The 21,030-nt window shown below is 69.1% G+C and carries 18 protein-coding genes; 9 read left to right on the forward strand and 9 right to left on the reverse strand.

What is annotated here, in order from left to right:
• The 3 genes from ACFQ27_RS17505 to ACFQ27_RS17515 all read right to left on the reverse strand — a co-directional run.
• Positions 1-200 (reverse strand): aminotransferase class IV (locus ACFQ27_RS17505; RefSeq protein WP_377354494.1); only part of this gene is annotated, 200 nt, incomplete at its 3' end.
• Positions 197-1,540 (reverse strand): anthranilate synthase component I family protein, encoded by a 1,344-nt coding sequence (locus ACFQ27_RS17510; protein WP_377354495.1) that lies wholly within the window; start codon positions 1,538-1,540, stop codon positions 197-199. The genes ACFQ27_RS17505 and ACFQ27_RS17510, both read right to left, overlap by 4 nt.
• Before the next feature lie 39 nt (positions 1,541-1,579).
• Positions 1,580-3,022, reverse strand: a complete 1,443-nt coding sequence (locus ACFQ27_RS17515; RefSeq protein WP_374343264.1) for an MFS transporter — start codon at positions 3,020-3,022, stop codon at positions 1,580-1,582.
• 190 nt (positions 3,023-3,212) lie between these two features.
• Here ACFQ27_RS17515 and ACFQ27_RS17520 point away from each other — a divergent pair, with 190 nt between their 5' ends.
• From ACFQ27_RS17520 to ACFQ27_RS17530, 3 genes are all read left to right on the forward strand, one after another.
• The gene (locus ACFQ27_RS17520) at positions 3,213-4,091 is read left to right on the forward strand and encodes an SDR family NAD(P)-dependent oxidoreductase (protein WP_374343266.1); all 879 of its coding nucleotides are present in this window, start codon (positions 3,213-3,215) and stop codon (positions 4,089-4,091) included.
• Positions 4,088-5,113, forward strand: a complete 1,026-nt coding sequence (locus tag ACFQ27_RS17525; RefSeq protein ID WP_377354496.1) for a serine hydrolase domain-containing protein — start codon at positions 4,088-4,090, stop codon at positions 5,111-5,113. Before ACFQ27_RS17520 ends, ACFQ27_RS17525 begins: the two co-directional genes overlap by 4 nt.
• A 74-nt stretch (positions 5,114-5,187) precedes the next feature.
• Complete coding sequence (locus tag ACFQ27_RS17530) at positions 5,188-7,179, forward strand: OPT family oligopeptide transporter (RefSeq protein WP_377354497.1); 1,992 nt, start codon at positions 5,188-5,190, stop codon at positions 7,177-7,179.
• On the opposite strand, the gene ACFQ27_RS17535 is transcribed toward ACFQ27_RS17530, so the two are convergent.
• A complete protein-coding gene (locus ACFQ27_RS17535) occupies positions 7,176-8,183 on the reverse strand; it encodes a helix-turn-helix transcriptional regulator (protein WP_377354498.1) in 1,008 nt (335 codons plus the stop codon). The genes ACFQ27_RS17530 and ACFQ27_RS17535 overlap by 4 nt on opposite strands.
• A 101-nt stretch (positions 8,184-8,284) precedes the next feature.
• Between ACFQ27_RS17535 and ACFQ27_RS17540 the strand changes: the two genes are divergently transcribed.
• Positions 8,285-8,680, forward strand: a complete 396-nt coding sequence (locus ACFQ27_RS17540; RefSeq protein ID WP_374343274.1) for a hypothetical protein — start codon at positions 8,285-8,287, stop codon at positions 8,678-8,680.
• 246 nt (positions 8,681-8,926) lie between these two features.
• Here ACFQ27_RS17540 and ACFQ27_RS17545 read toward each other — a convergent pair whose 3' ends face one another.
• Both ACFQ27_RS17545 and ACFQ27_RS17550 read right to left on the reverse strand, forming a co-directional pair.
• The gene (locus ACFQ27_RS17545; RefSeq protein ID WP_377354499.1) at positions 8,927-11,386 is read right to left on the reverse strand and encodes a TonB-dependent receptor; all 2,460 of its coding nucleotides are present in this window, start codon (positions 11,384-11,386) and stop codon (positions 8,927-8,929) included.
• A gap of 168 nt (positions 11,387-11,554) precedes the next feature.
• On the reverse strand, positions 11,555-12,757 hold the full coding sequence (locus tag ACFQ27_RS17550) for an acyl-CoA dehydrogenase family protein (protein WP_374343278.1): 1,203 nt from the start codon (positions 12,755-12,757) through the stop codon (positions 11,555-11,557).
• 119 nt (positions 12,758-12,876) lie between these two features.
• Here ACFQ27_RS17550 and ACFQ27_RS17555 point away from each other — a divergent pair, with 119 nt between their 5' ends.
• Positions 12,877-13,662 carry a helix-turn-helix transcriptional regulator gene (locus tag ACFQ27_RS17555; RefSeq protein ID WP_374343280.1) on the forward strand — a complete coding sequence of 262 codons (786 nt, stop codon included), beginning with the start codon at positions 12,877-12,879 and terminating at the stop codon, positions 13,660-13,662.
• Here the strand turns inward: ACFQ27_RS17555 and ACFQ27_RS17560 are convergent.
• Entirely contained in the window at positions 13,659-14,606 is a 948-nt protein-coding gene (locus ACFQ27_RS17560) for an NAD(P)H-dependent flavin oxidoreductase (RefSeq protein ID WP_377354501.1), read from the reverse strand. The two genes, ACFQ27_RS17555 and ACFQ27_RS17560, sit on opposite strands and share 4 nt — an antisense overlap.
• A gap of 137 nt (positions 14,607-14,743) precedes the next feature.
• On the opposite strand from ACFQ27_RS17560, the gene ACFQ27_RS17565 reads away from it, so the two are divergent.
• Entirely contained in the window at positions 14,744-15,745 is a 1,002-nt protein-coding gene (locus tag ACFQ27_RS17565; protein WP_377354502.1) for an adenosine deaminase, read from the forward strand.
• A 136-nt stretch (positions 15,746-15,881) separates the two neighbouring features.
• On the opposite strand, the gene ACFQ27_RS17570 is transcribed toward ACFQ27_RS17565, so the two are convergent.
• Complete coding sequence (locus ACFQ27_RS17570; protein ID WP_374343286.1) at positions 15,882-16,508, reverse strand: TetR/AcrR family transcriptional regulator; 627 nt, start codon at positions 16,506-16,508, stop codon at positions 15,882-15,884.
• Between the two features lie 83 nt (positions 16,509-16,591).
• Here ACFQ27_RS17570 and ACFQ27_RS17575 point away from each other — a divergent pair, with 83 nt between their 5' ends.
• From ACFQ27_RS17575 to ACFQ27_RS17585, 3 genes are all read left to right on the forward strand, one after another.
• Positions 16,592-17,866, forward strand: coding sequence for a cytochrome P450 (locus ACFQ27_RS17575; protein ID WP_374343288.1), 1,275 nt, complete (start codon positions 16,592-16,594; stop codon positions 17,864-17,866).
• Between the two features lie 8 nt (positions 17,867-17,874).
• Positions 17,875-18,054, forward strand: coding sequence for a rubredoxin (locus ACFQ27_RS17580; RefSeq protein WP_377354503.1), 180 nt, complete (start codon positions 17,875-17,877; stop codon positions 18,052-18,054).
• A 162-nt stretch (positions 18,055-18,216) separates the two neighbouring features.
• Positions 18,217-19,047, forward strand: coding sequence for a TIGR00266 family protein (locus ACFQ27_RS17585; protein WP_374343294.1), 831 nt, complete (start codon positions 18,217-18,219; stop codon positions 19,045-19,047).
• A gap of 137 nt (positions 19,048-19,184) precedes the next feature.
• On the opposite strand, the gene ACFQ27_RS17590 is transcribed toward ACFQ27_RS17585, so the two are convergent.
• On the reverse strand, positions 19,185-21,030 hold a 1,846-nt coding region (locus ACFQ27_RS17590), incomplete at its 5' end, for a carboxyl transferase domain-containing protein (RefSeq protein ID WP_377354504.1).

Raw genomic sequence — 21,030 nt, forward strand, 5'->3', positions numbered from 1 at the left:
CCACCCAGAGGCGCCGCGGCCCGGCGCATCAGCCCCTCGGCCTCCACCGGGTCAGGCGCCGGCAGGCCCAGCACCGCGCAGCCGGCGGCCATGCGGTCGAGGTGCGCCTCCAGGCGGATCAGGCCGCCATCCTGGGCCAGCACGGTCTCGAACAGCCCATCGCCCAGCAGCAGGCCGCGGTCATCCAGGGGCACGGTCACGCGACATCTCCCGTCAGCGCCGCGACCAGGGCGGCGATCTTGGCCTCGGTCTCGGCCAGTTCGGCGGCGGGGTCGCTGTCGGCCACGACGCCGGCTCCGGCCCGCGCCTCGACCGCCCAGCCGGCGTCGTCCCGCCGACAGGCCAGGGTGCGGATGAGCACGCTGGAATCCAGCGCCCCATCGGCCCCGGCCCAGAACAGCGAGCCGCAATAGGGGCCGCGCGGCGGCTCCAACCCGGCGATGATCTTCATGGCCTGGACCTTGGGCGCGCCGGTGATCGAGCCCGGCGGAAAGGCGGCCCGCAGCAGGTCCAGGGCCGAGCGCCCGTCGGCCAGCCGGCTGCGCACCGTCGAGACCAGGTGATGCACATTGGCGAAGCTCTCGGTCTCGCAGAGTTCCGGGACCACCACGCTGCCCGGCCGGCTGACCCGGGCCAGGTCGTTGCGCATCAGGTCGACGATCATCAGGTTCTCAGCCCGGTCCTTGGCGCTGGCGGCCAGCTCCTGGGCCAGGGCGGCGTCGGCCTCCGGGGTCGCGCCGCGCGGCCGGGTGCCCTTGATCGGCCGGGTCTCAGCCTGGCCGTCCGCATCGAGCTTGAGGAACCGCTCCGGCGAGTTGGACACCACCGCCGCCCGTTCCAGGCGCAGATAAGCGGCGAAGGGCGCCGCGCTCGACCGCGCCAGGCGGGCCAGGACGTCGAAGGGCCGCACCCCCTCGGCCAGCCGCCCGCGCCACTGGCGGGCGATATTGGCCTGGAAGATCTCTCCCGCCCCGATGCGCGCCACCACCTCAGCCACCGCGGCCTGGTAGGCGGCCCCGTCCGAGCCGGTCAGTCCCTCGGCCAGCCGCCCGCGCCGCTGCGGCCGGGGCAGGGTCTGCAGCCAGGTCATGGCCTCGAAGGCGGCGTCCTCGGCCTCGACCTCGTCAAACCCGCGCCCAAAGGCGGTGACCTGGCGAAGCTGATGGTCGAAGGCCAGCACCGAGCGATATCGGGCCGCGGCCAGGTCCGGCCAGCCGGGGCTGCGAGCCAGGCCCAGGGCCTCCACCCGGTCGCCCAGCTCGTAGGCGCAGAGCCCGGCCACCCCGCCCTGGAACGGCGGGCCGTTGGACAGGTGTTCGCCGGTCGGCCCGAGCAACTCGGCCAGGGCCTCGAAGGGGTCGCGCGGATCCTCCGCGCCCAGGGTCAGGGTCGCCTCAGGGCGCCGCGCCAGATAGGACCAGCGCCCCCGCGGCCCGCCGCCGCCGGAGACCAGGGCGAGCGTCCACGGCTCATCCGCATAGGCCGAGATCACCCCCAAGGGGTCCCGCCACGCCGTCCGGAGCTGCGCCGCCACCTGCATGGGCTGGCCTTAGCGGTCCCCCCGTCGCGAGGGAAGGGCTCAGGCCGCCGTCGTGCGCCCGCCGCCCTTCACGAACATCAGCCCGACGAAGCCGATGGCCAAGAGGATGGTGATGGTCGCGAACCCGCCCTGCTGGGTGTGGGTCAGCTTGGTGCCCAGGTTGACCATCATCGGCCCCAGCCAGCCGGTGGCGACGCCGGACAGGGCGTAGACCCCGAAGAAGGCCCCGGTCTGTTCCGGCGGGGTCAGGCGCGTCAGCAGGGTTCGGCTGGAGGCGTACTGGGCGGTGATGAAGATGGCGTTGGAGAAGCCGATCAGGATGAAGATCCATTCCGGCAGGGTGGTGAAGAACGGCCCGTCCCACAGCGGCGCGTGGGTCGCGACGTCATAGGGCCAGAAGTAGAGGATCTTATCCGGCGCCATGCCTAGGAAGGCGATGATACCCAGGAGCGACATGCCGATGGAGATGCGCACGGAATTCTTCGGGCCGAGGTGGGCGTCCATCCAGTGGCCGACAAAGCCGCCCAGCACCGCCAGGACCGACAACAGGATGCCGAAGAACAGCATCTCCAGCGGCCCCCATTTCATCACCCCGGTGGCGTAGATGCCGGCATAGATCAGCACTGCGTTCATGCCGTCGACATAGAACATCCGGCTGCCCAGATAGACGGCGGCGTCCTTGTACTGGCCCACCGTCATCACCATGCGCACCAGGCTCCTGGCGCCATCGGCGAAGGCCTTGGCCACCGGCACGCCGGAGGGGGGCGCGTCGGGGGTGAACAGGAACAGCGGGATGGCCCCCAGGCCGAAGACGCCCGCGGCCAGCAGGGCCACCACCCGCTGCGGCTCCGCCGCCGCCGGGTCCAGGCCGAACAGCGGCGCATGCGGCACCCAGGCCCAATCCACCTTGCCCGGCAGGGCGAAGGCCCAGGCGGTGAAGGCGAGCGCGGTGACGGCGAAGGCGTTGCCGAGCGCCAGGGCCAGGCCCGAGGCCTTGTGCGCCGCGCCCAGGCCCGCGGCCCGGATCAGCAGCGAATTGTGCAGCACCTCCGAGAAGGCGAACAGCACCCCGATCAGGGTGATCAGGATCATGGTCGTGGTCACCGACAGGCCCGAGCCGTCCGGCTTGGCGAACCACAGGGCCGCGATCATCGGGACCATCAGGGCCACGATCAGGCCCAGCCAGGTCTTGCGCCGGCCCAGCTGGTCGATGGACGATCCCAGCAGCGGCGCGGTGGCCATGACGATCCAGCCGCCATACTGGCTCCAGCGCGAGATCACCTCCTGGCCGCGCACCGGATCGCCCACCATCACCGCCGCCACATAGGGCGCGAAGATGTAGATGGTGATCAGGATCACATAGGGGTTGCGAGCGCCCTCGAACAGCGACCAGGCCACCCCGCCTCGTCCCAGCCTGCCGTCACCTCCGACCTCTGACGCAATCGGCGGATCGGCGATGGCCGACGGGCCGTGGGTTTCCACGGCGGGCTCTAGTCCTGACACTGGCGGCTCCCTGCGGGCCGCTCTTCAGCGACGGCCTCGTCCGGCCAAGTTAGCCCCAACCATGTCGAAGTAGAGTCTAAATCGAACATCGGGTCTGGAAACTTGCGCCGCTCCCGCAAGGGAAGGATGATCCCCCCATTCAACTCATAAATTTTCAGGGAGAAGCGTCATGGGCCTATTGGACGGCAAGGTCGCCATCATCACCGGCGCCGGCGGCGGTCTGGGCGAAGCCTACGCCAAACTGTTCGCCAAAGAAGGCGCCAGCGTCGTGGTCAACGATCTGGGCGGATCCCGCGACGGGTCCGGCTCGGGCACGAGCGCCGCGGCCCAGAAGGTGGTCGACGAGATCATCGCCGCCGGCGGCAAGGCCGTGGCCAATGGCGACGACGTCTCCACCATGGAAGGCGGCGAGAACATCCTGAAGACCGCGCTCGACGCCTTTGGCCAGGTGGACATCCTGGTCTGCAACGCCGGCATCCTGCGCGACAAGACCTTCGCCAACACCACCGAGGCCGACTGGGACCTGGTGGTGAAGGTCCACCTGAAGGGGACCTATTGCTGCACCATGCCGGTCTGGAAGTGGCTGAAGGACAACGGCAAGCCCGGCGTCATCGTCATGACCAGCTCGACCTCGGGCCTCTACGGCAATTTCGGCCAGTCCAACTACGGCGCCGCCAAGGCCGGCATCTACGGCTTCATGCGCGTGCTCTCCATCGAGGGCCGCAAGTACGGCATCCGGGTCATGGGCCTGGCGCCCGGCGCCTTCACCCGCATGACCTCCGACCTGCCTGGCCGCCAGGGTCGTGAGCCCGATCCCATGAGCCTGCCGGAGAACATCGCGCCCGGCGTGCTCTACATGGTCTCCGATCTCGCCGCCGACCACACCGGCAAGGTGCTGGGCGTCTCGTCCCGCGGCGTGCGAGAGATCAAGATGATGCAGACTGACGGCTTCACGCCCGGCCGGCCCTACACCGCCCAGGACGTCGCCGAACACGCCGCCGAGGTGTTCTTCCCCGAAGCCCCGCAGAAGACCGCCGCCAGCGCATGACCCTGACTCAGCTGCCCGCCCAGGCCCCGGACGTTTCGTGGCCCACCCAGGCCTGGCCTGAGGGCGACCTGCCCAAGGGTCTGGACCGGACCCGATTCGACGCCCTCATGGACAAGGGCTTCGCCGACTTCGGCGAGACCCACGCCGTGGTCGTGGTCCAGGGCGGGCGGCTGATCTTCGAGCGCTACGGTCCCGACCACGGGCCGGACAAGACCTGCCTGTCCTGGTCGAAGGCCAAGAGCATCACCCAGGCCCTGGCCGGCCTGATCGTCGGCGACGGCAAGCTGGACATCTTCGCCCCCGCCGACGTTCCCGAGTGGAAGACGCCGGGCGATCCTCGCGGGGCCATCACCCTGGACCTATTGCTGCGCATGTCCAGCGGCCTGGAATTCTCCGAGATCTACCTGCCGGACCAGCCCTCGGACACCATCGCCATGCTCTGGGGCGAGGGGAAGGACGACGCGGCCCACTACGCCGCCGACAAGCCGCTCGCGCACCCGCCGGGCAGCTTCTTCTCCTATTCCAGCGGCACGACCAACATCGTCGCCCGCACCCTGTCCCGCGCCCTGGGCGCCTACGGCCCCGACTTCGAGGCCTATATGCGCACCCGGCTGTTCGAGCCCCTGGGCATGACAAGCCCGATCCCCAAGTTCGACAAGGCCGGGACCTTCCTGGGCTCGTCCTTCTGCTTCACCACCGCCCGCGACTTCGCCCGCTTCGGCCTGCTCTATCTGCGCGACGGGGTCTGGGAGGACCGCCGCCTGCTGCCGCCGGGTTGGGTCGACTACGCGCGAACCCCCACCTTCCAACAAGCCGACTGCACAGATGACGCCTACGGCGCTCACTGGTGGCTGGGCCTCGGCGGGCCGGGCAGTTTCTCGGCCAATGGCCATGAGGGCCAGTACACGGTCTGCGTTCCCGACCTCGACATGGTCTTCGTCCGCCACGGCAAAACCCCCGCCGAGCGCCGCGACGACCTGAAGGCCTGGGTGCGGGAGACCATCGGGCTGTTCCGGGGCTGAGCTTAAAAGGGGTGGGTCTTGAGCCTCGCCCCCAACCCTGCTCCAACTGGCGGCTTCGCAGCCAGGACGCCCGCATGACCGCCGCCGCCAGCCCCCGTGTCGAACTGACCCTTCGGGGCGTGATCCTCGGGATCGCCATCACCGCGGTGTTCACCGCCGCCAATGTCTATCTGGGCCTGAAGGTCGGCCTGACCTTCGCCTCCTCGATCCCCGCGGCGGTGATCTCCATGGCCCTGCTGCGGGCCGTGAAGTCCTCTACCATCTACGAGAACAACATCGTCCAGACGGTGGCCTCGGCGGCGGGGGCTATGGCCTCAGTGATCTTCGTCCTGCCAGGCCTGGTGATGATCGGCTGGTGGACCGGCTTTCCGTTCTGGATCAACTTCAGCATCTGCGCCGCCGGCGGTGTGCTGGGGGTGATGTACACCATCCCCCTGCGCCGGGCCCTCGTCACCCAGTCCGACCTGCCCTACCCCGAAGGCGTCGCCGCCGCCGAGGTGCTGAAGGTCGGCTCCGGCGCCCGCGACGCCGAGGCCGCCGGCGAAGGCAAGGCGGGCCTCGCCGCCATCACCCTGGGCTCGGTCGCCTCGGCCCTGTTCGCGTTGGGAACCGGGCTCAAGGTGTTCGCCGCCGAGGTCACCGCCTTCACCCGCATCGGGACCACTGGCGCGGCCACCGGCATCGGCGCCTCCATGTCGCTCGCCCTGGTCGGTGCGGGCCACCTGATGGGGATCGCGGTCGGGATCGCCATGGCCACGGGCCTGGCCATCGCCTGGGGCGTGGCTGTCCCTGTCCTGACCCACCTCTATCCGGCCGCCGGCGACGCCGCCGACGTGGCCACCAAGATCTGGTCGACCAAGGTCCGCTTCATCGGCGCCGGCGCCATCGGCGTCGCCGCCATCTGGACGCTCGGCAAGCTCGCCGCCCCGGTCACCCGGGGCCTGGCCTCGGCCCTGGCCGCCCAGGCCAAGCGCAAGGCCGGGAACGCCGACGACCTGCCGCTGGTGGAACGCGACATGCCCATCGGCTGGGTGGCCCTGACCTCGCTCGCCTGCCTGGTCCCCATCGCGATCCTGATCATCAAGTTTGTGGGCGCAGGCCCGCTCGCCCCCCTCGTCGCCCCGCTCACCGGCGTGGCGCTCGCCTATATCGTCATCGCCGGCTTCGCCGTGGCCGCCGTCTGCGGCTACATGGCCGGCCTGATCGGCTCGTCCAACAGCCCGGTCTCCGGCCTCGCCATCCTGGCGGTGCTGGGCGCGGCCCTGATGACCGCCGCCATCGCCAAGCCACTGATCGGCGACGGCGATGTGAAGCCCCTGGTGGCCTTCGCCCTCTTGGTCACTGGCGTCCTGCTGGCCGTGGCGGTCAGCGCCAACGACAACCTGCAAGACCTGAAGACCGGCCAGTTGGTCGACGCGACGCCCTGGCGCCAACAGGTGGCCCTGGTGATCGGCGTGGTCGCCGGCTCCGCCGTGATCCCGGTGATCCTGAACCTGCTGAACGCGGCCAACGGCTTTGTCGGCGGGCCGGAAGGCATCTCGCACGATCCCCTGCCCGCGCCCCAGGCGACCCTGATCTCGACCATCGCCACCGGGGTGATCGGCGGCAAGCTGGACTGGGGCCTGATCGGCGTCGGCGGCGTGCTGGGCGCGGTCCTGGTGCTGGTGGACGAGACCCTGCGCCGGGTCACGCGCAACCGCGCCGCCGGCCCCCTGGCCCTGCCGCCGCTGGGCGTCGGCATCGCCATCTACCTGCCCTCGGCCGTGACCTTCCCCGTGGTGCTGGGCGCGCTGGCGGGCTGGATCTATGACCGCCTGGTGAGCCGCGGCCCCTCGGGCGAAGTCGCCAAGCGCCTGGGCGTGCTGGCGGTCTCGGGCCTGATCGTCGGCGAGAGCCTGTTCAACGTGGCGCTCGCCGGCCTGATCGTCGCCACCAACAAGGGCAGCCCCCTGGCCATCGTCGGCGACGCCTTCGAAGGCCCGGCCACCCTGCTCGCCGCCGCCGCCTTCGTCCTGGTTCCGCTGGCCCTCTACCTCTGGAGCTCGGCGAGAGCGAAGAAGGTCTAGTCTTCTCCTCCCCCAGGAAATGGGGGAGGATTATGGGCGCGGACGGCCACGGCCAGTTCCTCGCGCATCACCGTCTTAAGCCGCTCCGGGCTGAGGATCTCCACCTTGTCGCCCCAGGTGAACAGGTGCCAGGCCAGCTCGCGCATGCCGCCGGCCTGGAAGGTGGCGAGCACCGAGCCGTCCGGCTGGCGCTCAAGCGTCTGGGTCGGGTGGAAGCGCCAGCCGAGGGCCTCTTCGGCGCCGTGCGGCAGGATGCGAAGCCGCACCTCTTCCACCCCGTCCTGATAGATGCCGAAGCTGCGGGTGACGAAGGCCTGCAGGGTGAAACCCTCGGGCCGGGTTCCCGGCGTCGGGCTGAGCTTGATGTCGCGGATGCGGTCCAGACGCCAGGTGCGCGGCTCCGTCCCCCCGCCTTCCGCGCCCACCAGGTAGTTCGCCCGCCCGAACAGCAGGCCAAACGGCGTCACCTCCCGCTCGCGGCCTGGCGTCGAGCCGCCCTCATATTTGAACTTCAGCCGGCGCAGCGACATGATCGCCTCGCGGATGGGGGTCAGCACCGTCTCGTCCTCGAAGGGCCGGGGGCCGGCCTGGAACGAGGTGATCTCGGCCTCCAGCAGGGCCTCCATGTCCGGGGCGAGTTTGCGCCGCACCCCGGCCCGCACCGCCGACAGCACCTTCTGCTCCAGGCTGGCCAGGGCCTGGGCCCGCGTGCTGGCGCCCAGGCTGCGGAAGTTGTCGGCGGCGGCGCGCAGGGCGGCGAACTCGTCGGCCGTCGGGGCCTGGAAGATGCTGTCGAGACCCGCCGGAATTCGGAACCGGCGGGTGGGCGGGTCGTCCACCTCCTCCATCTGCGGGAAGGCCTCGCGGACAGCGTCGCGCATCCGCTCGGCGGTGCGCCGGCCGACCCCCATGGACCCGGCCATCTCGTCGAGCGTTAGACCTTCGGCGGAAGACGCCAAGAGGCGGGCCAGCTCCAGGAGACGGGTCGCCTTCTCATGCCGCAAAGCCGGCTCCCTCCAGAAAACCAGAACAGAGCAAAAACGTACGTCCGTTTCTGACGCATCGCAAGCCTAGCGTGAGGATGTCGAAACGAAAGGAGCTTCCCATGCCGAACGTCGCTCGCCTCGCCGCCCGCCGCCCGCAGCGTTCGGAGCCGCTGTTCCTGTTCGACGCGCGCCGCCCCATCCGCGCCGCCAACACCGACATGATCGACCAGGTCATCACCCACGCCGACCTCTGCGCCCGCCTGGCGGGCGGCCGCCTGAAGCTGCAGGTCAGCCGCCTGATGGCCGATGCCCTGATCACCCAGGGCCGGCTGGCCGAGGACGACTATCGCCTGTGCGACCTGACCGTGATCTGGGACGAGGCCGAGGGCCAGGTGGTCCAGGTCCGCGACGACGCCCGCGTCCGCGACGCCGCCGCCCGCTGGGCCGAATGGGACGCCCTGTGGGACGAGGACAGCTATGCGGTGGAGGACCTGCCGCAATCGGTGGCGGCCTAGGCCTCACCGCTCATCCCGGCGAATGCCGGGAACCAGATCATAGGACTCGGCGCCATCCGGAAAGCGCGTAAATCGAGCGAACTGCACACCTACGCGCCGTCATCTGGATCCCGGCATTCGCCGGGATGAGCGGAGGGATGGAAACACAGAACGGCGCCCGATCGCCCGGACGCCGTTCCTCCCCGTGCATCAGGCCCCGACGCCGCCCCCTGGGAAGAGTGAGGGCGGGCCGGAAGCCGGATTTCTTCAATACTTCACGGTGAACGAGGCCCCGAAGGTCCGCGTCTGGCCCGGGAAGCGGACGATCAGGTTCGAGTTATTGCTGATCGCCGGGTAGTAGTACTTGTCCGCCAGGTTGCGGCCCCACAGGGACAGCTCCCACTTGTCATCCAGGGAATGGATGCCGATCGAGCCGTTCAGCAGGCTGTAGGACGGGATCGCGAACCGCGGGTCGCCTTCCAGGTCGGCGTGCGACTTGGACTGGTGACGCAGGTTCAGCGCCGCCTGCAGGCCCAGGTTTTCGGTCAGGTCACGCTTGTAGAGCGCCGTCAGGCTGCCCTGGAACTTCGGGCTGTAGAGGAAGGGCTTGCCGTCATAGCTGGCGGCCAGGCCGGCGGCGTTGATCCCCGTATAGCCCTTGATCTCGGTATGCAGGGCCGTCCCGGCGGCGATCACCGTCAGGTTCGAGGTGGCGCGCCAGGTCACGTCGCCGTCCACCCCATAGGCCTCCGACGTCGGGATGTTCTGCAGGCGGGCCAGGGCCGTGTAGATCGGGTCCTTGAAGTAGGTCGAGATCTGCTTGTCTTCGTAGTCGTAGTAGAAGGCCGCGACATTGGCCTGGACCCGACGCTCGAACAGGCCCGCCTTCAGACCCACCTCATAGGCGGTGAGCAGCTCCTGCTTGGCCGGGGCGTTCTGGCTGGCGATGTTGGCGGCGTTGACCGGGGTCGAGCCGGCCTTGGCGCCGCGCGAGATCGAGCCATAGACCAGCACGCTGCTGGTCGGCTGGTAGTTCACCGCCAGGCGCCAGGACACGTTCTCTTCGTCCAGGTTCGAGGTGACGATGCCGAAGGACTTGGCCGGGGGCGAGAAGGTGACGCAGGCGCCCTTGGTGATCGGAGCCGGGGTCGCGCCATAGACGCCGAAATAGAAGGTGCGGTTGAAGACGTTCACGTTCGGCAACATGTTGCCGTTGAAGTCCCGCGAGCAGCCCGCATAGTCCTGGGTGTCCTGGGTGTAGCGGATCGCCGCCGTCAGCTTCAGGGCGTCGTTGACCTTCCAGTCGGCGTTGACGAAGACGCTCTTGGTCTCGGTCTCGAAGTTGGCGATGTCGGAATAGGTCCGGAAGGCCTGGGACATCTCCAGCGCCGAATAGCCGGCGGTGTTGAACGGGTTCAGGCCCAGCGGCGGCAGGCCCAGGGCGGGCACGCCGATGATCGACAGGGTCGTCACCTGGTTGGCCAGGGCGTGGTCGCCCAGCATGGTGCGGTCGGCGTCGAGGATCTTGTCCTTGCCGTAGTAGAGGCCCGCGAGCCAGCTCAGTTGGCCGGCCTCGCCCTCGAAGTGCAGTTCCTCGGCGAAGGACTTGATCTCGCCATAGCCGCGCTGGACCAGGATCTCGAAGGGCGCGCCCGACCAGTCGAACAGGGCGTCACGCTCCAGCTTGTTGTAGCTGGTCAGGGAGACCATCCGCAGGCTGTCGCTGAACTCATAGCCAACCCGCAGCTTGGCGCCGACGAAGCTGTTGTCATTGGCCAGCGGACCGGCCAGGCCCAGGCCCGTGCCGACATCGGCCGCGCGCTGGTTGTAGGGCTCCCAGTCGGCCTGGTCGCCGTCCGTGGGCTGGTGCGAAGCGACGTAAGCCGCGACGCCGACGGCGTTGAACGGGCTGCCCGTGGTGGCCGGGTTGAAGGCGATGGCCTGGGCGGCCAGCGGGTCGGACTTGTCCTGCCAGTAGGTCAGGGCGGCGTCGATGCTGAGCGCGTCGGTGGGCTGGAAGGCGAGGCTGCCGCGCAGGCCCAGCTTGTTCACCCGGCCCAGGGTCTCGTTGCGGGTGTTGCTCTTCTGCCAGCCGTCCCAGCTGTTCTCCTTGCGGAACGCAAAGCGGCCCTGGAGGCGGTCGCCGATCGGCCCGCTGACCATGCCCTCGACATTGACCGTGCGGTTGTTACCGACCTCGACCGTGCCTTGGGCGCGGAAGTCCTCGGTGGGCTTGCCGGTGACGAAGTCGATCAGGCCAGCCGTGGTGTTGCGGCCATAGAGGGTGCCTTGCGGACCTTTGAGCACTTCCACGCGGTCCAGGTCATAGACCGGGCCGGTGTTCATGATGGGATAGGCGTAGGCCACCTCATCGACATAGGTGCCGACGGTGGAGGTGGCCGACATGTTGATCGTGTTGAAGCCGATCCCGCGCAGCGTATAGGTCGGGATGCCCTGATAGCTCTGCGACACCGAGAAGCTCGGCACCACGCTGGACAGGTCTTTCACGTCATTGACGTGCAGTTGGTCGAGGGTGTCGCCGCTGAAGGCCTGGATGGCCATGCCGATGGTGTTGGCCGTCTCCTCGCGCCGCTGAGCGGTGACGACGATGGCCTCGATGGTGTTCTCGCCTTCAGTCTCGGCCGCCAGGGCCGCCGTGGCGGTGACCAGGGCGCTGATCGAGGCGCCCAGCGCCAGGACGGCGCGCAGGGTGTGGGTGGTTCGCATCCGGTGTCTTCTCCCCATGGGTCCCGGCCGCCTCTTGAGGGTCAGCCGTGGTTTCGGCGGAGAGGCTCGCCAAGCGGGGCCCGACGGGCAAGCTATCGAAGCTGATAGGTTGAGTGGGAAACCGGAAGAGTTGTGCTCTTGCAGAGACAGTCGACGTAACGGCGCCCGCTAAAGTCCAAGCACCAGCCGCGCCATGATGTCCCGCTGGATCTCGTTGGAGCCGCCATAGATCGAGGCCGCCCGGTTGTTCAGGTAGCGCGCCATGCTGGTCAGCCCGTGCTCCGGCCCGATCACCGGGACGTTGGCGCCCGGCGCGCGGGCGTCGATCTGGTCCACCGCCGCGTAGTGGGCGAGGCCCTCGATGGCGATCTCGTCCAGGCGCTGCATGGCCTCCGTGCCCTGGGCCTTCAGCATGGACGAGGCCGGCCCCGGGTTCTTGCCAGACGCCAGCTCCGCCAGCACGCGATGCTCGGTCATCTCGATGGCCTCCAGGGCGACCCCGGCCGAGGCCAGCTTGGCGCGGAAGGCGGGGTCCTGGAGGAGCGGGCCGCCCCCACTGGCGGCTTCGTCCCTGGCCAGCGCCTTCAGCCGCTCGAAGCTCACCTTCAGCCCGGCCGCGGAACCGCCGCCACGCTCGAACTCCAGCAGGTACTTGGCCACCGTCCAGCCGGCGTTCTCATCCCCAATCCGGCCCGAGACCGGCACGCGGACATTGTCGAAGAAGACCTGGTTCACCTCGTGCTCGCCGGCCAGGGTGATGATCGGCTTCACCTCGATCCCCGGCGCCGTCATCTCCAGAAGCAGGAAGGTGATGCCGGCCTGGGCCTTGCCCTCGGTGCGGGTCCGCACCAGGCAGAACATCCGGTTGGCCCAATGGGCGTGGGTGGTCCAGATCTTCGAGCCGTTCAGCACATAGTGGTCGCCGTCGAGCACCGCGCGCAGCTGCAGGGCGGCCAGGTCGGACCCCGCCCCCGGCTCGGAATAGCCCTGGCACCAATAGTCCTCGCCCGACAGGATGCGGGGCAGGAAGAAGGCCTTCTGCTCGTCCGTGCCGTAGCCCATGATCACCGGGCCGACCATCTTCAGGCCCATGGGCGACAGGCTGGGCGCGCCGGCCCGCGCGCACTCGGCGGCGAAGATGTAGCGCTGCATCTCGTTCCAGCCGGTCCCGCCATACTGGACCGGCCAGGCCGGGGCGACCCAGCCGCGCTGGTGCAGGATGCGCTGCCAGGCCAGGCTGTAGTCCTTCTCCATGAAGACGCTGGTGGCCCGGCGGCCGGCCTGGCGCAGCTCCGGCGTCAGGGCCTCTTCCAGAAACTCACGGACCTCGGCCTGGAACGCCCGGTCCTGCGGGCTGAGATCAAGATTCATCGCGCACTTCCCCAGCGGCGCCGTTTCCCGGCGCACCATATGGGTTTAGCCATGACGGCGGATGGGTCGCCGATCAAGCTATCTGGAGTGATAGGCCGCCCCGAGTAGGAACCATCGGGATGAGTTTGCCGCAGACCGAAACCGACGCTGTGGCGGCGGACAGGCTGGCCCAGCAGATCGCCGAGCTGGGCCGCGAGATCGGCCTGCCCTTCATCGCCGCCAGCGCCGACATCTCCAGCCCCGACCCCATGCTGGGCGCCGATGGACGGCCCTATGCGGAGACGACCTTCCGCTGGCTGGACCCAGACCTGGCCTATTGGCGCGACCGCGGCTTCGCCCTGCGCTCGCCCTTCGTCATGGCCGCCCGGTACGTCTCAGAGCCGTTCTATTTCACCGACGGCCGCTTCGCGACCTGGCGGCCTGCGCCCCGGCTGGAAGGCATCGACGGGGCGGCGGCGGCGCGGGAGCATGGCGTCGCCGCCGCCATCATCGCCCCCGCCTACCTGCCCGGCGGGGTGATCGGAGCCATCGTCTGGGCGACGCCGGACCCGGCCCTGGACGTCGCCGCCGTCTTCGCGGCCCGGGCCGAGCACCTGCACGCCGCGGCGCTCAAGTTCATGGCCGTCCACCACGAGGCCCGCGGCGCCCTGCCCGCGGCCGGCGGCGCGCGGCTGACCCGCCGGGAGATCCAGTGCCTGAAATGGGCCGCGGCCGGAAAGACCGACCAGGTCATCGCCGAGCTGGTCCACATTTCGGCGCCCACGGTGCGCTTCCACCTGAAGAACGCCGCCCAGAAGCTGAACGTCGTCGGTCGCTCCCAGGCGGTGCGCGAAGCCGCCGCCCTCGGCTATGTCGGCGGCGGCTCCAACCCGGCGCGACGGCCGGGCCCTAAGCGCGAGGCCTAGACTCGCGCATACTTCGCGCTCATCTGCGCCATCACCTCGTCGAACTCGGCCACCACCTCGGAGATGATCTGCGAGACCGGCTTCACCGACTCGATACGCCCGGCGACCTGGCCCGACAGGGCGATGGAGGCCTCCATGTCGCCGCCAAAGTAGAGCGCCATGGCGTTGCGGAACTCCGGCGAGACGCCGTTTTCACCGGGGTCCTTTTCCAGCCGGGTGGTCTTCTCGGTGCGCAGGGCGCGGCAGGCGGGGCCGGGGCCGAAGCGGTTCAGGAACACCGTGTCGGTCTCCTTCGCCGCGACGATGGCGTCCTTCCAGTTCTGGTGCACCGGGCTCTCGGCGGCCGAGACCATGCGGGTGCCCATCTGGATCCCCTCGGCCCCCAAGGCGAAGGCCGCGGCCATGGAGCGGCCGTCGACCATGCCGCCGGCGGCGATCACCGGGACATTCACCTTGGAACAGACCAGGGGCAGCAGCACCATGGTGTTGACGTCGCGCGCGTTCTTGAAGCCGCCGCCCTCGGCGCCCTCGACCACCAGCCCGTCGACGCCAGCCTCGATGGCCTTGATCGCCGCCGACAGGGACGGGACCACGTGAAAGACCGTGAGGCCGGCCTCCTTAAGCTGGCTGCAATAGCGGTTCGGATCGCCGGCCGAGGTGGTGACGAACTTCACGCCCTGGTCGGCCACGAAGGAGACGATGTCGCCGTCCCGGACATAGGCCTGGGCGATGTTCACCCCGAACGGCTTGTCGGTCAGCTCGCGCATCTTGCGGATCTCCTCGCGCACGGCGTCGAGTTCGCCGGACGAGGTCTCGATGATCCCTAAGCCCCCGGCGTTGGACACCGCCGAGGCCAGGGCCGAGCGGGCGATCCAGCCCATGGGCGCCTGGACGATGGGATACTGGACGCCGAGCAGGTCGGTGATGCGGGTCTTGATGGTCACGGGGGCGTCCTCCCAAACGGTTGTTTGAACCCATTAGCCGGGGTCCTGGCCCCGCTCGTCAAGCCGTCGCCGAAAGGGGATGCCGCTTTCGCCGCACACCCTCTAAACTGGCGCCCTGCCCTCAGACGGAAGCGCCCATGTCCCTCGCCGACTTCATCAAGGCCCTGCCCAAGGCCGAGCTGCACATGCACATCGAGGGCAGCCTGGAGCCGGAGCTGATGTTCGCGCTCGCCGCGCGCAACAAGATCGCCCTGCCCTTCAAGTCGGTGGAGGAGGTCCGCGCGGCCTACGCCTTCTCGAACCTGCAGGACTTCCTGGACATCTACTACCAGGGCGCCCAGGTGCTGCTGACGGAAGAGGACTTCCAGGACCTGGCCATGGCCTATTTCCGCCGCCTGGCCGCCGAAGGCGGGGTGCACGCCGAGATCTTCTTCGATCCCCAGACCCACACCGACCGGGGCCTGCCCTTCAAGGTCGCCATCGACGGTCTGCTGGCCGGCATGGACCGCGCCCGGACCGAGCTCGGGATCACCTCCAAGCTCATCCTCTGCTACCTGCGCCACCTGGACGAGGACGCGGCCTTTGCGACCCTCAAGGCCGCCGAGCCCTGGCTGGACCGGATCGAGGGCGTGGGGTTGGATAGCTCCGAGGTCGGCCATCCGCCGTCCAAGTTCGCCCGCGTCTTCGCGGCCTCTCGCGAGCGCGGCCTGAAGCTCGTCGCCCACGCCGGCGAAGAAGGGCCGCCAGCATACGTCTATGAGGCCCTTGACCTGTTGAAGGTCGACCGCATCGACCACGGCAACCGCTCGCTCGAGGACGCCGCCCTGACCCAGCGCCTGGTCCGGGAGGGCATGACCCTGACCGTCTGCCCGCTGTCCAACCTCAAGCTCTGCGTCGTGAACGACCTGAAGGCCCACCCGCTGAAGCGGATGCTGGACCTGGGCCTGAAGGCCACGGTGAACTCCGACGACCCGGCCTATTTCGGCGGCTACCTGGCCGACAACTACCTGCAGACCGCCCAGGCCCTTGACCTGACCCGCGCCGAAATCGTCACCCTGGCCCGCAACAGTTTCGAGGGCGCGTTCCTGAGCGAGGCGGAGAAGGCGGGGTATATCGGCAAGCTGGAAGCCTTCACCTAGCCTAACACTGTCATCCCGGTTTCGGCGCAGCCGAAGACCGGGACCCATAGGCACCGATCTATCCTACCAGTCCTCGCGCGTATGGGTCCCGGACAAGCCGCTAGCGCGGCTTTCCGGGATGACACCCGGGGGAACGTCAGGCCGAAAAACTCGCCCGCAGGGTCGCCAGCGACGTCTCCCGGATCGGGCCTAAGTCCATGTCCGGGTCGAGCAGCAGCTGCATGGACAGGCCGAACAGCAGGGCCCCGGTCATCAGGGCGGCGGCGGCGGCGTCCAGGTCGGGTTTCACCACCCCTTCGGCCTGGCCCTGGCGGAACAGGGCCTCATAGCTTTGCTCCACCTGCTTGTGGGCGGCGGCGAAGGGCGCGCGCAGCTCCGAGACATCGGCCACCGCCGAGGCCAGCAGCACGAAATAGGCCCGCAGTTCCCCGTCACGCTCCAGGGCGGCCAGGAACACGTCCACATTGGCCAGCACCTGGTCGAGGCCGCTCATCCCCTCAACCCCGCGGTCCTCCAGCAGGGCGCCGATGCGCAGCTGCAGCCGCTCGATCATCGCCTCGATCAGGCCCTGCTTGGAGCCGAACCGCTGGGTGACGAGGCCACGGCTGTAGCCCGCGCGCTCGCCGATATTGGCGAAGGTGGCGGCGCCGATCCCCTGCTCCACCACCAGGCCCGCGGCGGCCTCGATCAGCCGGCGCTCGGACTCGTCGCGCCGCTCGGCCTGGCTGCGTCGGATTTTCGACGGGGTTTCCGTAAGGGACATGTTGCAAGCGTATGATACTTGTTGAACAACTAGCAAGTGGACGCCGCGCAGATCTGGCGCATCTCATCAGGGAAGATCCGGGAATGACCATCTCGACCGAGCTCGCCAACACCATTGTCGACCCCCGCGCCTATGCCGACGGCGACCGGGTGGACCAGGCCTTCGCCTGGCTGCGCCAGAACGCCCCCTTGGAACAGGCCCAGCCAGAAGGCTTCGATCCGTTCTGGGTCGTCACCCGCCACGCCGACATCCTGGAGGTCGAGCGCCAGAACGAGCTGTTCCACAACGGCGACCGCTCCACCGTGCTGACCACCATCGAGGCCGACCAGAAGGTCCGCGCCATGATGGGCGGCTCGCCCCACCTGGTCCGCTCCCTGGTCCAGATGGACAACCCCGATCACCTGGCCTACCGGCGCCTGACCCAGGGCTGGTTCATGCCGCAGAACCTGCGCAAGCTCGAGGACCGCATCCGCGAGATCGCCACCGGCTTCCTCGACCGTATGGCCGCCCAGGGCGGGTCCTGCGACTTCGCCCGTGATGTGGCCTTCCTCTACCCGCTGCACGTGATCATGGAGGTGATCGGCGTACCGGAGACGGACGAGCCCCGGATGCTGAAGCTGACCCAGGAGCTGTTCGGCTCGGCCGACCCGGAGCTGAACCGCACGGGCACGGAGACCTATGACGCCCAGACCGGCGTCGACACCATCCAGTCCGTGGTCATGGACTTCATGATGTACTTCAACGCCATGACCGAGGACCGCCGCAAGACGCCGCGCGAGGACCTGGCCACCGTGATCGCCAATGGCGAGGTCCACGGCCAGCCGCTCGGCCACCTGGAGGCCATGAGCTACTACATCATCGCCGCCACCGCTGGCCATGACACCACCTCGTCCACCACCGCCGCGGCCCTGTGGGCCATGGCCGAGAACCCCGAGCAGTTCGAGAAGGTGAAGGCCGACCGCAGCCTGATCCCCGGCCTGATCGAGGAGTCCATCCGCTGGGCGACCCCGGTGAAGCACTTCATGCGCACCGCCACCGACGACGCCGAACTGGCCGGCAAGAAGATCGCCAAGGGCGACTGGCTGTTCCTGTCCTATCCGTCGGGCAACCGCGACGAGACCGTCTTCGAAGACCCCTTCAAGTTCCGCGTCGACCGCACCCCCAACAAGCACGTGGCCTTCGGCTACGGCGCCCACGTCTGCCTGGGCCAGCACCTGGCGCGGATGGAGATGCGCATCCTGTGGGAAGAGTTCTTCAAGCGCGTCGCCAGCGTTGAGATGGCCGGTGAGCCGAAGCGCATGGCCGCCAGCTTCGTGTGCGGGCCCAAGTCCGTGCCGATCCGCTTCACCTTGAACTAGGCGCGGCCATGAGCGAGGCGCCCTACAAGACCTGGCAGTGCCGGACCTGCGGCTACATCTATGACGAGGAGGCCGGCGACCCCAACGAGGGCCTGGCCCCTGGCACGCGCTGGAGCGACCTTCCAGACACCTGGATCTGCCCCCTCTGCGGCACGCCCAAGTCCGACTTCGACATGATCGAGCTCTAGAGCTGAGCTCGACCTCTCCGGGAACGCCCTCGCTGGACCAGCGGGGGCGTTTTCGTTTGCGCCCCGGTCCGCTCATCCCGGCGAATGCCGGGATGAGCGGAGTGGCCTCGCGAACGCGCGGAACGCACCCTAGATAAGCGGCGCCACAATGAGGAGCGCCCTATGGCCAATAGCCCCTGGACCCATCACCGCCGCGACGGCGTCGCCGACGACATCGATTTCGAGATCAAGGGCGAAGAGCTGCAGTTCGTCGAGATCGAGCTCGATCCCGGCGAGAGCGCCATCGCCGAGGCCGGGGCCTTCGTCTGGAAGGACGCCACGGTAGAGATGACCACGGTGTTCGGCGACGGCAGCGGGGATGGCGGCGGCGGCCTGATGGGCAAGCTCTTGGGCGCCGGCAAGCGGCTGATCACCGGCGAGAGCCTGTTCACCACCGTCTTCACCCATCGCGGCCAGGGCAAGGCCAAGGTGGCGTTCGCTTCGCCGACGCCGGGCGCGATCCTGCCGCTGAACCTGGGCGACCTGGGCGGCAGCCTGATCTGCCAGAAGGACAGCTTCCTGGCCGCGGCCAAGGGCGTCTCCATCGGCCTGCACTTCCAGAAGCGGGTGATGACCGGCCTGTTCGGCGGCGAGGGCTTCATCATGCAGCGCCTGGACGGCGACGGCTGGGTCTTCGTCCAGATGGGCGGCGCCCTGGTGGAGCGCGACCTGGCGCCTGGCGAGCAGATCCACGTCGATACCGGCTGCGTCGCCGCCTATTCGCCCACGGTCGACTTCGACCTGGTGGCGGCCGGGGGCGTGAAGAGCGTCTTCTTCGGCGGCGAGGGCCTGTTCTTCGCCCGCCTCACCGGGCCGGGGAAGGTCTGGATCCAGTCCCTGCCCTTCTCGCGCCTGGCCGGGCGGATGCTGCAGGCGGCCGGCGGCGGCGGCCAGAACGCCGGCGAGGGCTCAGTCCTCGGCGGCCTGGGCAACCTGATCGGCGGCAACAACTAAGCCCCCAAAACGCGTCATCCTCCGGCGCCCTGCAAGGGCGTCCGGGGGACCCAAGCTGAATCGCTAATCACCCACCGCCCTATGGGTCCCCCGGATCGCCTGTGGCGACCGGAGGATGACGATGGGGTTGAGGTTGATCACCACACGTCCACGAAGGAGCGCCCGGCGGGCTTCTTCACCGGGCAGCTTTTCAGCCCCCGCATCAGCCAGGCCCGGGTCTCGGCCGGGTCGATCACCGCGTCGATCTCGTCGACCTGGGCGACGCTGATCGCCTTGCCGGTCTCGTACATCCGGCCGACCAGCTTCTGGAACAGGGCCTCGCGCGCGGCGGGGTCGGTCTCGGCCTCCAGCTCCTTGCGGTAGCCCAGGCGCACGGCGCCCTCCAGGCCCATGGGCCCGAACTCGGCCGTGGGCCAGGCGATGGTCATGGCGCTGGCCGAGAAGTCACCGCCAGTCATGGCCTGCGCCCCCAGGCCATAGCCCTTGCGCAGCACCACCGCGAACAGGGGTACGGACAGGCTGGCGGCGGTGACGAACAGGCGTGAGCCCCGGCGGATGGCCGCGGTCTTCTCCGAATCCGGCCCGACCATGAAGCCGGGGGTGTCGCACAGCGAAACCACCGGGATCCCGAAGGCGTCGCAGAGCTGCAGGAAGCGGCCGCCCTTCTCGGCGCCGGGGCTATCAATCGCTCCGCCCAGGTGGCGCGGGTCATTGGCGATCAGCCCCATGGGCCGGCCCTCGATGCGTAGGAAGCCGGTGATCAGCCCCACGCCATAGCCGCCGCGCAGTTCGATCCACGAACCGGTGTCCGCCAGGGTCTCGATGATCCGACGCACGTCATAGACCCGCACCCGGTTCTCCGGCAACAGGTGGCGCAAGGTCCGCTGGTCGGCGCAGGTCCAGTCCTTCACCGGGCCCTGGAACATGGACAGGATGTGCTTGGCCGCCGCCGTCGCCGCCGCCTCGTCCTCGACCAGCAGGTCCAGCGCCCCGTTCTCCCAGTGAACCTCGGAGGGGCCGATCTCGTCCGGGGTGAAGACGCCCAGGCCCCCGCCCTCGATCATGGCCGGACCGCCCAGGCCGATATTGGAATAGCGGGTGGCGATGGTGACGTCGGCGCAGCCGAAGAACACCGCATTGCCAGCGAAGCAGCGCCCGGAATTGATGGCGATGCGCGGCGCGACACCCGACAGCCGGGCGAAGGTGGTGAAGCTGGTGGTGTCGAGCGACGAGGCGGTCAGGCCGCCCACATCCACGTCGCCCGGTCGGCCGCCGCCGCCCTCGGTGTACCAGATCACCGGCGCCTTCCAGTGCTCGGCGAACTCCAGGATCCGATCGGTCTTCTTGTGGTTGAAGTGACCTTGCGTGCCCGCCAGCACGGTGAAGTCATAGGCCAGGCCCACGCAGCGGGCGGCGTCCTCGCCGAACAGGTGGCCGTTCACCTCGCCCACCCCGGTGACGATGCCGTCGGCGGGGGTGGCCACCTGCAGGTCCTCGACCGAACGGCGGCGCTTCTGGGCGGCGATGGCCAGGGCCCCGTACTCATTGAAGCTGCCGGGATCGAACAGGTCGTCCAGGTTCTCCCGGGCCGTCCGCTGGCCGGTCCGCCGGCGCCGCGCCACCGCGTCAGGCCGGTTCTCATCCAGGGTCAGGGCATAACGCGCCCGCACCTCGGCCAGGTCGGCGCGGATCAGGTCCAGGTCGATCGCCTCGTCGGCGGCCGCCAGTTCGCCGGTCTCTGCGGGGACGACAAAGGCCAGGGGCGCGCCGGTCTCCACCACGGCGCCCAGGGCGTAGGGCAGGCGGCGCACGGTCCCGCCTTCGCCAGCCGTGACCACGTGCTGCATCTTCATGGCTTCCAGCACCGCCACCGCCTGGCCAGGCCGCACGGTGTCCCCCTCAGCGACCTCCAGGGCGACCAGGGTGCCGCGCAGGGGCGCCGAGACCCCGACCGCGCCGGCCGGCGCGGCCTCGAACACCGCG

Origin of the sequence: Phenylobacterium conjunctum (assembly GCF_042679085.1) — a bacterium.
In the GTDB taxonomy this organism is placed as follows: domain Bacteria; phylum Pseudomonadota; class Alphaproteobacteria; order Caulobacterales; family Caulobacteraceae; genus Phenylobacterium; species Phenylobacterium conjunctum.

Excerpts from the sequence above, each read along its gene's own strand:
- ACFQ27_RS17525 (WP_377354496.1), top strand. The coding sequence starts at position 4,088 with ATGACCCTGACTCAGCTGCCCGCCCAGGCCCCGGACGTTTCGTGGCCC.
- ACFQ27_RS17510 (WP_377354495.1), bottom strand. The coding sequence starts at position 1,540 with ATGCAGGTGGCGGCGCAGCTCCGGACGGCGTGGCGGGACCCCTTGGGG.
- ACFQ27_RS17575 (WP_374343288.1), top strand. The coding sequence starts at position 16,592 with ATGACCATCTCGACCGAGCTCGCCAACACCATTGTCGACCCCCGCGCC.
- ACFQ27_RS17585 (WP_374343294.1), top strand. The coding sequence starts at position 18,217 with ATGGCCAATAGCCCCTGGACCCATCACCGCCGCGACGGCGTCGCCGAC.
- ACFQ27_RS17570 (WP_374343286.1), bottom strand. The coding sequence starts at position 16,508 with ATGTCCCTTACGGAAACCCCGTCGAAAATCCGACGCAGCCAGGCCGAG.
- ACFQ27_RS17545 (WP_377354499.1), bottom strand. The coding sequence starts at position 11,386 with ATGCGAACCACCCACACCCTGCGCGCCGTCCTGGCGCTGGGCGCCTCG.
- ACFQ27_RS17540 (WP_374343274.1), top strand. The coding sequence starts at position 8,285 with ATGCCGAACGTCGCTCGCCTCGCCGCCCGCCGCCCGCAGCGTTCGGAG.
- ACFQ27_RS17550 (WP_374343278.1), bottom strand. The coding sequence starts at position 12,757 with ATGAATCTTGATCTCAGCCCGCAGGACCGGGCGTTCCAGGCCGAGGTC.
- ACFQ27_RS17520 (WP_374343266.1), top strand. The coding sequence starts at position 3,213 with ATGGGCCTATTGGACGGCAAGGTCGCCATCATCACCGGCGCCGGCGGC.
- ACFQ27_RS17530 (WP_377354497.1), top strand. The coding sequence starts at position 5,188 with ATGACCGCCGCCGCCAGCCCCCGTGTCGAACTGACCCTTCGGGGCGTG.
- ACFQ27_RS17580 (WP_377354503.1), top strand. The coding sequence starts at position 17,875 with ATGAGCGAGGCGCCCTACAAGACCTGGCAGTGCCGGACCTGCGGCTAC.
- ACFQ27_RS17565 (WP_377354502.1), top strand. The coding sequence starts at position 14,744 with ATGTCCCTCGCCGACTTCATCAAGGCCCTGCCCAAGGCCGAGCTGCAC.
- ACFQ27_RS17555 (WP_374343280.1), top strand. The coding sequence starts at position 12,877 with ATGAGTTTGCCGCAGACCGAAACCGACGCTGTGGCGGCGGACAGGCTG.